The following is a 14,267-nucleotide window of genomic DNA, read 5'->3' as shown; positions in this document are numbered from 1 at the left end:
GGTTTAAGTATTTTTGGTAAACTAAATATCGATATTTCAAACGGTTTTAAAGGAGGTTTCCCGCGGCTAAGTTCAAAGCTGCAAACAGAACATGAACCAATTGCTACAACCGGTCACAGCGGTTAAAGGGGTAGGAGAACAAACAGAACGTTTGCTGCATGATATGGGAATACATACTGTTTCTGATTTGCTTTATTATTTTCCTAATCGCTATGAAGACAACCGTTTAAAGGATCTTGCTGAAGTGAAGCATAAAGAAAGAGTGACAGTCGAAGGAAAGGTTTACAGCGAGCCATTGCTGACCTATTACGGAAAGAAGCGGTCGCGTCTTTCCTTTCGCCTGCTTGTCGGCCGTTATGTTGTCACTGCAGTTTGTTTTAATAGACCATATTACAAACAGAAGCTTGCTATCAATCAAGTTGTTACCGTCTCTGGCATTTGGGACCGCAATCGGCAAACTGTCAATGTTCAACAGATTCATTTTGGGCCTCATAAGCAAAATCAAGAAGTAGAACCCGTTTATTCAGTCCGCGGAAAGCTGACTGTTTCAGAGCTAAAACGGATTATCAGGACCGCCATCCAGTCGTATTCCAGTTTTATTCCAGAAAATTTGCCGGAAATGCTCAGGAAGCGATATAAATTGCCGATGAAAGAAGAAGCGGTAAGAGCCATGCACCTTCCCAAAAATGCCGATGAACTGAAACAGGCAAGAAGAAGATTTGTTTACGAAGAATTTTTATTATTTCAATTGAAAATGCAGGCGATTAAACATTTTCGCAGGTCTTCCTCAAGAGGAATTTCTCATCATTTTGATCGAAAAGAATTGCAATCCTTTATCGACACGCTTCCTTTTTCATTAACAAACGCACAAAAGCGTGTCGTTTCGGAAATTTTATCCGATATGTCTTCACCCTACAGGATGAACCGCCTTCTTCAAGGAGATGTTGGATCAGGGAAAACCGCAGTTGCTGCCATTGTGATGTATGCCGCTGTGTTAAGCGGCTATCAAGCGGCATTGATGGTTCCGACGGAAATTTTAGCTGAGCAGCATGCGAAATCATTGTCAAATCTTTTTTCGCATACGTCTGTCCGCATCGCTTTATTAACAAGCTCAATCAAAGGGAAAAAACGAAAAGAGCTGCTTCTTCAGTTAAAATCCGGGGACATTAACATGATCATAGGGACGCATTCCCTTATTCAGGAGGAAGTGAATTTTTGCCGTTTAGGGCTTGTGATTACGGATGAACAGCATCGGTTCGGCGTCAATCAGCGAAGAATATTGCGGGAAAAAGGAGAATTCCCAGATGTGTTATTTATGACGGCAACTCCTATTCCAAGAACTCTTGCTATAACTGCATTTGGCGAAATGGATGTTTCCATCATTGATGAAATGCCTTCCGGAAGAAAGAAGGTAAAAACATATTGGGTTCGGCCGGAAATGTTAACCCGAATTCTAATATTTATTGAAAAAGAAGTGAAAAAGGGCCATCAAGCGTATGTGATTTGTCCGTTAATTGAAGAATCGGAAAATTTGGATGTTGAAAATGCTGTGACAGTGCACAGTCAATTAACTCAATTTTATCAGGGCAGAATTCAAATCGGCCTTTTGCATGGGCGCATGTCACAAGAAGAGAAAAATCAGGTGATGATGGATTTTAGCGAAAATAAAGTGCAAGTTCTTGTCTCCACGACAGTAGTGGAAGTGGGCGTAAACGTACCGAATGCCACGGTCATGTTAGTTTACGATGCGGAGCGGTTTGGTCTTGCCCAGCTCCATCAGCTGAGAGGAAGAGTTGGCCGGGGAAACTTGCAATCCTATTGCATACTGCTTTCAGATCCGAAATCAGAAATAGGAAAAGAAAGAATGAGAATTATGACGGAAACAGATGACGGCTTCCGTTTAGCTGAAAAAGATTTGGAGCTTAGAGGTCCAGGAGATTTTTTCGGCAAAAAACAAAGCGGCATACCAGAGTTTAAAATCGCCGACATGGTCCATGATTACAGAGCGCTTGAAACTGCGAGATCTGACGCTGCCCAACTGATTCAGTCTGATGCTTTTTGGAAAGATGAACAATTTGCGCCGCTCCGCGATGATTTAGAGGCTTCCGGAGTGTTGAGCGGAGAGAAGCTGGATTAGCCAAAAAAAGAATTCATTGTTGCAAACTTATTTCTTTGAATATATACTTGTTATTAGTACCTAGTCTTAATACTAGTCGGACGGTGTAAAAAATGAGACGCAGTAAAAAGGAAAGACAGCGTTTATTGTTGGAAACAATTCAAGAAACGCCTTTTATTACAGATGAAGAATTAGCTGAAAAATTTGGTGTCAGCGTCCAAACCATCCGTTTGGACAGACTAGAACTGTCGATCCCGGAATTAAGAGAACGAATCAAGCATGTCGCTGAACGAAAACTTGAAGATGAAGTCAAATCCCTTCCGATTGATGAAGTGATCGGTGAAATTATTGATCTTGAGCTCGATAAATCAGCTATTTCGATTTTTGATGTTAAAAAAGAGCATGTTTTTAGCCGAAATCAAATTGCACGCGGCCATCATCTATTTGCACAAGCGAACTCTCTTGCCGTCGCTTGCATTGATGATGAATTGGCATTAACGGCTAAAGCGACAATCCGTTTCACACGGCAAGTAAAAGAAAATGAGCGCGTTGTCGCAAAAGCAAAAGTCACTCGCATTGACCGAGATAAAGGCCGCACGTTTGTTGAAGTAAACAGCTATGTCGGCAACGAACTCGTTTTTTCAGGTGAATTTGAAATGTTCAGATCTGCGAATCAATCTAAAAAGGAAGGGGCAAAACATGAAGATAGCTATTGATGCAATGGGGGGAGACAACGCGCCTCAAGCGGTTGTAAAAGGAGCATTAAGAGCGCTTGATGAATTTTCTGATTTGGAAATTGAATTAATCGGAAATGAGTCGCTGATCACTCCATTGTTAGAAGGTAGACATACAAACGTTTCTATTTTTCATACAGAAGAAAAAATTGAAAATGACGACGAACCTGTTCGGGCTGTGCGCAGAAAAAAAAATGCGTCGATGGTCATTATGGCTGAAAGAGTTCGCGACAAAAAGGCGGATGCCTGCATTTCAGCTGGGAATACAGGCGCGCTTATGACTGCCGGTCTGTTTATTATCGGCCGTATAAACGGCATCGACCGGCCGGCGCTGGCACCAACGCTGCCGACCCTTGATGGAAAAGGCTTTGTGATGCTCGATGTCGGCGCTAATGCAGATGCGAAAATGGAACATCTGCAGCAGTATGCAATCATGGGCTCCGTTTATGCAGAAAAGGTGAGAGGGATCAAATCTCCGAGAGTTGGCTTGCTCAACATTGGAACGGAGGAAAAAAAGGGGAACGAATTAGCTAAACAGGCTTTTCAACTTCTGTCTCAATCGCCGATCAACTTTGTCGGCAATGTAGAAGCGCGCGACCTGCTGAAAGGAGCGGCTGATGTTGTAGTAACGGACGGTTTTTCAGGAAACATTGCTTTGAAAGCCATTGAAGGCACAGCACTTTCGGTATTTGCCATGATGAAAGAGGCGTTGACAAGCTCTTTTACAGCGAAAATTGCTGCAGCTGTTTTGAAGCCGAAATTAAAAGGACTAAAGAAAAAAATGGATTATTCAGAGCATGGCGGGGCTTGCTTATTCGGGCTGAAAGCACCGGTGATCAAAGCCCACGGTTCATCCGATGAGCTGGCTATTTTTCATGCTATTCGCCAGGCTCGGGAAATAGTGGCAAACTCCGTATCTTCAACGATAGAAGAAACGATTCAGAACATGCAATTGAAAGGGGATTGACAATGGGGAAAACTGCTCTTCTGTTTCCGGGACAAGGCTCTCAGCAAGTCGGTATGGGAAAAGATTTTTTTGATCAAGTTCCCATTTCCAAGGAAATTTTTCAAAAAGCAAATGAACGTTTAGACTTTGATTTAACTTCTATTATTTTCAACGGTCCGCAAGAAGAATTGACGTTAACATACAATGCACAGCCTGCACTGCTGACGACAAGCGCTGCGATTTTTGAAGCATTGAAACAGTATGAAGTTGTTTTTGATTATGTTGCCGGACACAGCCTGGGTGAATATACAGCATTAGTGGCGGCAAACGTCATGACAGTTGAAGATGCAGTCTATGTTGTAAGAAAGCGCGGTGAACTGATGGAAAAAGCGGTTCCTGCAGGAGAAGGATCCATGGCTGCCGTTTTAGGTATGGTGCAGGAAGAACTTGAAAACATAACAAAACAAATCTCGAATGAAGGCACACTAGTACAACTGGCAAATTTAAATTGTCCCGGGCAAATCGTTATTTCTGGAACAAAAGAAGGAGTACAAAGAGCTGGAGAGCTTGCTAAAGAAAAGGGCGCCAAGCGGGTAATCCCGCTGGAAGTAAGCGGTCCATTTCATTCTGAATTGATGAAGCCGGCTGCCAACGAGCTGTCAAAAGTGCTTGATGAAGTGACCATTCAAGATGCATCCGTTCCTGTCATCGCAAACGTGACTGCTGCTCCTGTTCAAAATAAAGATGAAATCAAGAGCCTTTTGATAGAGCAGCTTTATTCTCCTGTTCGATGGGAAGAAAGTGTACGGTCGATGATTCAAGCAGGGGTGACAACGTTTATTGAAATCGGTGCTGGAAAAGTTCTGACAGGTCTTGTCAAAAAGGTGGATCGCAGCGTTAAAACATACAATATTTTTGATTTGTCATCATTAGAAGCAGTTGTTCATGACATAAAGGAGGTATGATTATGCTTTCAGGGAAAACGGCCCTTGTAACGGGAGGAAGCCGCGGAATCGGCCGAGCGATTGCTATTGATCTTGCAAAAAATGGCGCGGATGTTGCTGTAAATTACTCTGGTAATGAGGAAAAAGCCAATGAAGTGGTAGAAGAAATTGAATCCTTAGGACGGAAAGCTTTTGCCATTCGCGCTAATGTTGCAAATGCTGATGAAGTAAACAGCATGGTCAATGAAGTAATCGAACGATTCGGCCGTCTCGACATTCTTGTAAATAATGCCGGAATCACGAAAGATAATTTGCTTATGCGAATGAAAGAATCAGAATGGGACGACGTGATCAACATAAATTTAAAAGGCGTTTTCAATTGTACAAAAGCGGTCACAAGACAAATGATGAAGCAGCGTTCCGGCAGGATCATCAACATCGCATCGATCGTCGGTATAGCTGGTAATGCTGGCCAGGCAAACTATGTAGCGGCTAAAGCCGGGATTATCGGACTGACGAAGACGACTGCGAAGGAGCTGGCGGGCCGAAATATTACAGTAAATGCTGTAGCGCCAGGTTTTATTTCAACCGATATGACGGATCAGCTCCCTGAACAAATAAGAAATGAAATGCTCAAACAAATTCCGCTCGGACGTTTCGGCGAGCCGAATGATATTGCCAATATGGTAACATTCATTGCTTCTGATAAAAGCTCCTATATGACAGGGCAAACACTTTGTCTCGACGGCGGAATGGTCATGTATTAATTTTGAATTCGTTGTAGTAATATGAAGACAAATCTTCTATAATACTGGAGGGAGGTGAAAGTTATGGCAGATGTATTGGAGCGTGTTACGAAGATCATCGTCGACCGTCTCGGAGTTGATGAATCTGAAGTAAAGCTTGAATCCTCTTTTAAAGACGATCTCGGCGCTGATTCCCTAGACGTTGTTGAACTTGTTATGGAATTAGAAGATGAGTTCGGCATGGAAATTTCCGACGAAGAAGCGGAACAAATTGTGACTGTAGGGGATGCAGTTAATTACATACAGAGCAAACTATAATTGCATGTTTTTAAAAAGTCCCGTATCTTTGCGGGGCTTTCTCCCTTTTCATCCCTTTTTTTGTTAACATAAAGTAGAGGTTGTTTCATTTGTTTAGAAAATGGAGGTAACGTATGCCTAACAAAACAAATTTTAAAAAAAATTTTTTTAAAAAAATAGAAAAGTTTCGTGATTTCCAAGCAAAAATCGGCATTACGTTCACGAATGAAAAGCTCTTATTTCAGGCTTTTACACATTCATCCTATGTGAATGAGCATCGCAAAAAACCGTATGAAGACAATGAACGGCTGGAATATTTAGGTGATGCAGTATTGGAGCTGACGGTTTCGGAGTACTTGTATAAAAAATATCCGACAATGTCTGAAGGCAATTTAACAAAGCTGAGAGCTGCCATTGTTTGCGAGCCATCGCTTGTTACTTTTGCCAACGAGCTTTCTTTTGGCGAACTCGTTTTGCTCGGAAAAGGAGAGGAAATGACTGGGGGACGCGGTCGTCCAGCTCTTTTAGCTGATGTCTTTGAGGCATTTATCGGCGCTTTGTATTTGGATCAAGGTCTTGAGTCAGTCACTTCTTTTTTAAATAAGGTCGTTTTCCCGAAAATCGACGAAGGTGCTTTTTCTCATGTGATGGATTTTAAAAGCAGATTGCAAGAGCTTATTCAACGTGACGGAAAAGGTGTTTTGGATTATAAAATTTTGGAAGAAAAAGGCCCCGCTCATAATAAAGAATTTGTTGCAACCGTATCTTTAAACGGAGAGGTGATCGGTTCAGGAGTGGGCCGTTCCAAAAAAGAAGCAGAACAGCATGCAGCTGAACAAGGATTGCAAAAATTAGGCGAATTCCCCCAAAAATAAACGGGGGATTTTTTATTGATATTGCTCCGATCATTTTTTGTTATGGTAAAATAGGAAAGACTTATTTGGAATGAAAGGGGATCACCATGTTCCTCAAACGTTTAGATATCGTAGGATTTAAATCTTTTGCAGATCGGATCAGCGTTGATTTTGCTGGCGGTGTTACCGCTGTTGTCGGCCCAAATGGGAGCGGAAAATCGAATATAACAGAAGCTATTCGATGGGTTCTTGGGGAGCAATCAGCAAAATCATTAAGAGGATCCAAAATGGAGGATATTATTTTTGCTGGAAGCGATACTCGCAAACGTTTAAATATGGCGGAAGTCACTTTAATTCTTGATAACGGCGATCAGTTTTTGCCGATCGATTATCATGAGGTAAGTGTGACAAGAAGAGTTTACCGCTCTGGAGAAAGTGAATTTTTTATAAACAAGCAATCTTGCCGCTTAAAAGATATTATCGACCTGTTCATGGATTCCGGTCTCGGAAAAGAAGCGTTTTCAATTATCAGCCAAGGAAAGGTTGAAGAAATTTTAAGCGCGAAACCGGAAGATCGGCGGACAATTTTTGAAGAAGCGGCTGGTGTGCTAAAATATAAAACCCGAAAAAAGAAAGCTGAAATAAAACTTGCTGAAACTGAAGAAAATTTAAATAGAGTTCAAGACATTTTATATGAACTGAATGCGCAAATTGAGCCCCTTAAAATGCAGGCATCTATTGCAAAGGATTATTTGGATAAAAAGGAAGAACTGAAGCAGCATGAGGTCGCTCTTCTCGCGCATGAAATTGAAGAGCTTCATGATAGATGGGAAGCATTGAAGCGTTCGGTCGAAGAAAATCGCGATCGCGAACTAGAGCTGACATCGCAAATACAAAAAAAAGAAGCGAATCTGGAAGAAATGCGGGATCAAATCAGTGCATTGGATGAATCAATCAATGATTTGCAGCAAGTTCTTCTTTTGGCAAGCGAAGAACTGGAGAAGCTTGAAGGGAAAAAAGAAGTTTTAAAAGAAAGAAAAAAACATGCGGCGCAAAACGAACAGCAGTTGAAAGAGCAAATCGCTGAGCTGACTGAACAAATAAATCAATTATTAAAAGAAAAAGAAGAGCAAAAAAGCGTCTATGAAACATGCGAAAAAGAAGTAAAAGAACTAAAATCCTTCCTGCAAAAAAAAGAAAACGAGCTGCTAAGCCTGGATGGAAACATCGAGGAAAAGCTTGAGCAGCTAAAAAGTGACTATTTTGAAAAATTAAATGAACTGGCAAGCGCTCGAAATGAAATCAATTATATTGAGGAGCAGCTAAGCTTGCGAAAAGTCAAAGCAGACCGCTTAGACGAGGCAAACGAAAAATATATTTCCGAAAGAAAAGAGCTGAAAAAAGAGAAAGGGAAAATAGAAGCACAGCTTTCTAAAATCGGAAAAACATTGCAAAATCAGCTTTCCTCTTATCATACAGGCTTAAAAACGTTGGAAAGCCTAAAACAACAATATGAAAAGAAGGAATCGCTGCTTTATCAAGCATATCAATATTTACAAAAAGCAAAATCAAAAAAAGAAATGCTAGAGGCGATGCAGGAGGATTATACCGGTTTCTTCCAGGGTGTCCGTGAAGTTTTAAAAGCAAAAAACAAGCTAAAAGGCATACATGGTGCTGCTATCGAGCTGTTGACAACGAAACATGAATATGAAACAGCCATTGAAATTGCTCTTGGCGCGGCAAGCCAGCATATAGTCGTTGACGATGAAGAATCGGCAAGACAGGCGATTGCGTTTTTGAAGAAAAATGCATTCGGCAGAGCGACGTTCCTTCCTTTATCTGTCATCAAAGGCCGCTCAATCCCGAAATATCAGCTTTCGATTGCAGAAAGCCATCCTGATTTTATCGGGATAGCGTCTCAACTCGTGGAATATGAATCAGCATATAAGCCGATCATAGAAAATCTGTTAGGAAACGTTATTATTGCAAAAACGTTGGAAGGGGCAAATGCGATTGCCAAACAAATTCAGTACTCGCACCGAATTGTTACGCTTGAAGGCGATGTAGTCAATCCAGGCGGATCGATGACAGGAGGAGCGGTGAAGCAGAAATCACCTTCTTTCCTTACCAAAAACCGAGAGCTTGAGTCGATTCGCGACAAAATTGCGGAAATGGAAGAAAAGACAGCTTTGCTCGAAAAAGAAGTAAAAAATCTGAAGCAATCGATTGCCAAAAAAGAGAAAGAACTTGATGATCTGCGGGAAGAAGGATCTTCTTTGCGAATGGAAGAGCAAGCTTTGAAGGGCAGCTTGAGGGAAATTGAATTAAAAGAGCGAAATATTAATGATCATTTGAAGCTTTACGATGCTGAAAAAATCGCCTATGTAGAAGAACAGGAGAAGCTAGATGAAAGAAAAACAAAATTGCTGTCCTCCATCGAACAAATGGAAGGACAAATACAACAGCTAGATTCAGAGATTCGTCAGCTGGCCGAGAAGAAGGAGAAACAGCAAAAATCAAAGGAAGAATGGATGCAGGAAATAACAGAGCTCAAAATTATTCTTGCAGGAAAAGAGGAATCCTTTAAAAATAGTAAGGAACAATTAGCACGCCTTGAAAAAGAATATCATCTGGCGAATCAAAAAAAGAAAGAGGCGGAAAAAGATTTACAACTATTATTGGATGAAATCGACCGCGACCACTCAGGTGAAATCCAATTGGAAGAAATAAAAAAGGAGAAGCTGGAGGACAAAAATAAAACAATTGAATTGATCGCATCCCGCAGACGCCAGCGAATGAGCATGCAAGAAGAGCTGGAACGAGAAGAAAAAGAATGGAAAGAACTGAAGCGCGCTCATAAACAACTGACGGACGTTCTAAAAGATGAAGAAGTGAAATTAAACAGGCTGGATGTGGAGCTTGATCAGCTCTTGAATTATTTGCAAAATGAGTATAAGCTAACTTTTGAAGCAGCAAAGGCCCGCTTTCCTTTACAGATGGAGAAAGAAGAGGCGAAGAAAAAAGTAAAGCTGATTAAACTGGCATTAGAAGAGCTTGGAACCGTAAACTTAGGGGCAATTGATGAGTACGAGCGGGTGCGTGAACGGCATGAGTTTTTAACAGAACAGAGGGACGATTTATTGAATGCAAAAGAAACTCTTTTTAAAGTCATCGCCGAAATGGATGAAGAAATGAAAAAGCAGTTTTCCCAAATGTTTGCCAAAATACGTTCTCAATTCGATATCGTTTTTAAAGAACTGTTCGGAGGCGGAAAAGCGGATTTAATTTTGACAAATCCCGACGATCTGTTAAACACCGGAGTGGACATTATTGCTCAGCCTCCAGGGAAAAAACTGCAATATTTAAGCCTGCTGTCCGGAGGCGAACGCGCTTTGACTGCAATTGCCCTTCTATTTTCCATATTAAAGGTACGTCCTGTTCCGTTTTGTGTTCTCGATGAAGTAGAGGCGGCATTGGATGAAGCAAACGTTCAAAGATTTTCTAAATTTTTGAAGCGTTTCAGTGAGAATACTCAATTTATTGTCATCACCCACCGGAAAGGGACGATGGAAGAAGCGGATGCTTTATATGGTGTGACAATGCAAGAATCGGGAGTGTCAAAAGTTGTATCCGTCCGCTTGGAAGATACAGTTAGATATGTGAAATCGTCGTGAAAGGAAGAAAAATAAATGAGTTTTTTTAAGAAATTAAAAGAAAAAATTTCAAAGCAGAAGGATTCAGTAACGGCAAAATTTAAAGAAGGGCTTGAAAAAACGAGAAGCTCTTTTACAGAAAGCTTAAATGAACTTGTTTCGCGCTATCGAAAGGTTGATGAAGAATTTTTCGAGGAATTAGAGGAAATTTTGATTACTGCCGATGTCGGCGTTCAAACGGTCATGGACTTGATCGATGAATTGAAAATGGAAGTGAAAAGGCGAAACATTCAAGAACCGAAGGAAGTGCGCGCTGCCATTTCCGAAAAGCTTGTTGAAATTTACCAAGGAGAAGACGGCGCTCCTACCGATTTAAACATTGAAGACGGCCGGTTAAACATCGTATTGTTTGTTGGCGTCAATGGTGTTGGAAAAACGACGACGATCGGAAAGCTTGCACATCGATTAAAAGAAGAAGGAAAATCTGTCCTTCTTGCTGCCGGCGACACGTTCCGAGCAGGCGCCATCGAACAGCTGGAAGTTTGGGGGGATCGGGTTGGCGTAGATGTGATTAAACAATCGGCAGGCTCTGATCCTGCTGCCGTCGTGTATGACGCCATTCAGGCCGCTCGCTCTCGAAAAGTAGACGTCTTATTATGTGATACTGCTGGACGGCTTCAAAATAAGATGAATTTAATGAAAGAGCTTGAGAAAGTAAAGCGGGTTATCGAACGGGAAATTCCAGGTGCTCCGCATGAAGTGCTGCTTGTCCTTGATGCGACAACCGGACAAAATGCAATGAGCCAGGCAAGACAGTTTTCGGAGGCGACAAATGTCACTGGAATTGCCTTGACAAAATTGGACGGCACTGCGAAGGGAGGAATTGTTCTAGCCATTCGAAATGAGCTGAACATTCCTGTAAAACTGGTGGGGCTTGGCGAAAAAATGGACGATCTTGAGAAATTTGATGCAGAGAAATATGTTTATGGGCTGTTTGCCGATTTAGTAGATGAAGCGTAACGTAATTGTGTTAAGAAAAAAACTTGACATCTACAGTTAGAATCGATACACTAAAAACATGTAAAGGCAATTCACTTAACAACAGGGGGTGTTGATGTTGCTTGAAAAAACAACGAGGATGAATTATTTATTTGATTTTTATCAGTCGTTGTTGACGCCAAAGCAAAAAAGTTACATGTCTCTGTACTACTTGGATGATTACTCCCTAGGTGAAATTGCTGAAGAATACAACGTCAGCCGCCAGGCAGTGTACGACAACATAAAACGGACGGAAATGATGCTGGAGGAATACGAGCAGAAGCTTCAGCTGTTCAAGAAATTTCAAGAGCGTAAAAAAATAATTGAAAAGCTGAAAGGTCTGCCTTTCCAATCGGAAATGAAGGAAGAATTTGACCGACTACTTCATCTTTTGGAAAAACTGGATTAGGAGGAGCCGCCATGGCTTTTGAGGGATTAGCCAACCGACTGCAAAACACGATGGCTAAAATCCGCGGCAAAGGAAAGGTTTCTGAAGCGGATGTCAAAGAAATGATGAGGGAAGTTCGTCTTGCTCTTTTGGAAGCGGACGTCAACTATAAAGTCGTCAAAGACTTTATTAAGAAAGTCAGCGAAAGGGCTGTTGGCCAGGAAGTCATGAAAAGCTTGACACCAGGCCAGCAAGTTATCAAAGTAGTGAAAGAAGAGCTGACCGAGCTGATGGGCGGCGAGCAGAGCAAAATTGCCGTAAGCAAACGGCCGCCGACGGTGATTTTGATGGCGGGCCTTCAAGGTGCAGGGAAAACGACTACGACTGGAAAGCTTGCCAACTACTTGCGAAAAAAACATAACCGAAACCCGCTTCTTGTTGCAGCTGATATTTATCGTCCTGCAGCCATTAAACAATTAGAAACATTAGGAAAGCAGCTTGGCATGCCTGTATTTTCACTCGGCGACAAGGTAAGCCCTGTTGAAATAGCCAAACAGGCGCTGGAATATGCCAAAAATGAGCATCATGATTATGTTCTCATTGATACAGCCGGACGCTTGCATATCGATGAAAATCTGATGGATGAATTAAAGCAGGTGAAGGAAGCTGCAAATCCTGATGAGATTTTTCTCGTTGTCGATGCCATGACTGGACAAGATGCCGTCAATGTGGCAAAAAGCTTTCATGATGAGCTTGGCATTACCGGTGTTATTTTGACAAAGCTTGATGGGGATACACGTGGCGGTGCTGCGCTTTCCATTCGTGCGGCAACAGGTGCTCCGATTAAATTTGCCGGGATGGGCGAAAAACTGGATGCGCTCGAACCGTTTCATCCCGAACGAATGGCATCGCGTATATTAGGAATGGGAGATGTCTTGACTCTGATCGAAAAGGCTCAAGAGAACGTCGATCAGGAGAAAGCAAAGCAGCTGGAAGAAAAAATGAGGACGATGTCTTTTACCTTCGATGATTTTTTAGAGCAGCTTGAACAAGTAAGAAACATGGGTCCTCTTGATGAGTTGATTTCCATGCTGCCTGGTGCAGGGAAAATGAAAGGCTTGAAAAACATTCAAGTTGATGAAAAGCAGCTAAGCCACGTTGAAGCGATCATCCGCTCCATGACAAAAGAAGAAAAAGAGAAGCCGGAAATTATTAATGCAAGCAGAAGAAAACGGATTGCTAAAGGGAGCGGTACTTCTGTCCAGGAAGTAAACAGGCTTTTAAAGCAGTTTGAAGAAATGAAAAAAATGATGAAGCAAATGACTTCAATGACAAAAGGCAAGCGAAAAGGATTTAAATTTCCTTTTATGTAATAAAAATTTATTCTGTTAAGAAAAAACACTTTACAAACTTTTTGATCATTGATAATATTCTATTTTGTTGAAAATATTTCGGAGGTGTAAAAAAATATGGCAGTTAAAATTCGTTTAAAACGCATGGGTGCAAAAAAATCTCCATTTTATCGCATTGTTGTAGCTGATTCCCGTTCTCCTAGAGATGGACGTTTCATTGAAACGATCGGTACGTACAATCCAGTAAAGGATCCTGCTGAAGTGAAAATTGACGAAGAATTGGCTCTTAAGTGGCTTCAAAACGGTGCAAAACCGTCTGACACTGTTCGTAACCTGTTTTCGAAACAAGGGATTATGGAAAAATTCCACAATGCGAAATATAGTAAATAATGTGTGATTATTATGGAACAGTTAATAACAACAATTGCCAAAGCTATTGTTGATCATCCGGATGAAGTCAAGGTGAACAGAGAGGAGAAAAAAGGTGAAATTGTATATACTCTTTCTGTTCACCAAGACGATATTGGCAAAGTGATTGGAAAACAAGGCCGTATTGCAAAAGCGATCAGGACGGTCGTTTATGCAGCGGCTAGCGGCAAATCAATGAGAGTAACGCTTAAAATTAATGATTAAAAGGTGAGGGGATTGCTCCTCGCCTTTTTTACAAAAGAAGAAAAGCTGATTTCGCAGGATCAAAAAATCACATTTGAAATTGCGACGATTCCAGACCTCCCTCTTCTGGCCAGAAGGGAAAAGCCGGGAGGGATCTTCCATGAATATACTCCTCGGAGCAATTTTATGACTGGAGGAGAGAGGAATGAAAATCATTTATCCGATCACAGTAAAGCAAATATTGACGGAAAACAGCAAGGAAAAACTGATTCATAAATGGCAGGCAAAAAAAGAAGAAATGAAACGGGAATGCGATCAATTATATTTTCAGCTGAAAAAAGCTGAAAAAACAACAAAAAACCAGTCCATCATTTCCCAGTACCATCAGGAAATCAACAAGAGAAAGGAAAAAATGAAGTTGATGGAATTTAAGCTTCAGCAAATCGATATGCTCCCTCTAGGCAGCGAATTAAAAGAACGGGAAGTGAACGCAGTAATCGAAGTAAAAGAAGGCGACAACTGGGATCAATTGCTGAATGAAAAAACGATTGTGATCGAAGATGGAGTAGTAAAAGAGATTCGCTAGA

General features: G+C 41.4%; 14 protein-coding genes. All 14 read left to right on the top strand.

What is annotated here, in order from left to right; all coding sequences use genetic code 11:
- The first annotated feature begins 91 nt into the window (after window positions 1-91).
- Complete coding sequence (gene recG, locus NSQ41_RS11205) at window positions 92-2,137, top strand: ATP-dependent DNA helicase RecG (protein ID WP_130156307.1); 2,046 nt, start codon at window positions 92-94, stop codon at window positions 2,135-2,137.
- A gap of 92 nt (window positions 2,138-2,229) precedes the next feature.
- Complete coding sequence (fapR, locus tag NSQ41_RS11200; protein ID WP_339209942.1) at window positions 2,230-2,832, top strand: transcription factor FapR; 603 nt, start codon at window positions 2,230-2,232, stop codon at window positions 2,830-2,832.
- Complete coding sequence (gene plsX, locus NSQ41_RS11195; protein ID WP_327862774.1) at window positions 2,816-3,817, top strand: phosphate acyltransferase PlsX; 1,002 nt, start codon at window positions 2,816-2,818, stop codon at window positions 3,815-3,817. The genes fapR and plsX overlap by 17 nt, the downstream gene beginning before the upstream one ends.
- 2 nt (window positions 3,818-3,819) lie before the next feature.
- The gene (gene fabD / locus NSQ41_RS11190) at window positions 3,820-4,761 is read left to right on the top strand and encodes an ACP S-malonyltransferase (RefSeq protein ID WP_339209939.1); all 942 of its coding nucleotides are present in this window, start codon (window positions 3,820-3,822) and stop codon (window positions 4,759-4,761) included.
- Between the two features lie 2 nt (window positions 4,762-4,763).
- Window positions 4,764-5,507, top strand: a complete 744-nt coding sequence (gene fabG, locus NSQ41_RS11185; protein ID WP_339209938.1) for a 3-oxoacyl-[acyl-carrier-protein] reductase — start codon at window positions 4,764-4,766, stop codon at window positions 5,505-5,507.
- A gap of 63 nt (window positions 5,508-5,570) precedes the next feature.
- The gene (locus tag NSQ41_RS11180; protein WP_063388436.1) at window positions 5,571-5,804 is read left to right on the top strand and encodes an acyl carrier protein; all 234 of its coding nucleotides are present in this window, start codon (window positions 5,571-5,573) and stop codon (window positions 5,802-5,804) included.
- A gap of 113 nt (window positions 5,805-5,917) precedes the next feature.
- The gene (gene rnc, locus NSQ41_RS11175; RefSeq protein ID WP_339209936.1) at window positions 5,918-6,658 is read left to right on the top strand and encodes a ribonuclease III; all 741 of its coding nucleotides are present in this window, start codon (window positions 5,918-5,920) and stop codon (window positions 6,656-6,658) included.
- An 86-nt stretch (window positions 6,659-6,744) separates the two neighbouring features.
- The gene (gene smc / locus NSQ41_RS11170; RefSeq protein ID WP_339209933.1) at window positions 6,745-10,311 is read left to right on the top strand and encodes a chromosome segregation protein SMC; all 3,567 of its coding nucleotides are present in this window, start codon (window positions 6,745-6,747) and stop codon (window positions 10,309-10,311) included.
- Window positions 10,312-10,326: 15 nt separating this feature from the next.
- Window positions 10,327-11,310: a signal recognition particle-docking protein FtsY gene (gene ftsY / locus NSQ41_RS11165; RefSeq protein WP_063388433.1), complete on the top strand. Its 984-nt coding sequence runs from the start codon at window positions 10,327-10,329 to the stop codon at window positions 11,308-11,310.
- A gap of 94 nt (window positions 11,311-11,404) precedes the next feature.
- Window positions 11,405-11,737: a putative DNA-binding protein gene (locus NSQ41_RS11160; protein ID WP_063388432.1), complete on the top strand. Its 333-nt coding sequence runs from the start codon at window positions 11,405-11,407 to the stop codon at window positions 11,735-11,737.
- 11 nt (window positions 11,738-11,748) lie between these two features.
- On the top strand, window positions 11,749-13,089 hold the full coding sequence (gene ffh / locus NSQ41_RS11155; RefSeq protein WP_066246533.1) for a signal recognition particle protein: 1,341 nt from the start codon (window positions 11,749-11,751) through the stop codon (window positions 13,087-13,089).
- A 96-nt stretch (window positions 13,090-13,185) separates the two neighbouring features.
- Complete coding sequence (gene rpsP / locus NSQ41_RS11150) at window positions 13,186-13,458, top strand: 30S ribosomal protein S16 (RefSeq protein WP_063388430.1); 273 nt, start codon at window positions 13,186-13,188, stop codon at window positions 13,456-13,458.
- Window positions 13,459-13,470: 12 nt separating this feature from the next.
- A complete protein-coding gene (locus NSQ41_RS11145; protein WP_063388429.1) occupies window positions 13,471-13,701 on the top strand; it encodes a KH domain-containing protein in 231 nt (76 codons plus the stop codon).
- 184 nt (window positions 13,702-13,885) lie between these two features.
- Window positions 13,886-14,266 carry a YlqD family protein gene (locus NSQ41_RS11140; RefSeq protein WP_063388427.1) on the top strand — a complete coding sequence of 127 codons (381 nt, stop codon included), beginning with the start codon at window positions 13,886-13,888 and terminating at the stop codon, window positions 14,264-14,266.
- Window position 14,267 lies beyond the last annotated feature (1 nt).

This window comes from Aeribacillus sp. FSL K6-8210 (assembly GCF_037963925.1).
GTDB lineage: Bacteria > Bacillota > Bacilli > Bacillales > Aeribacillaceae > Aeribacillus > Aeribacillus composti.
The sequence above is the reverse complement of the archived record's forward strand: the minus strand, read 5'-3'. Positions and strand labels throughout refer to the sequence as shown.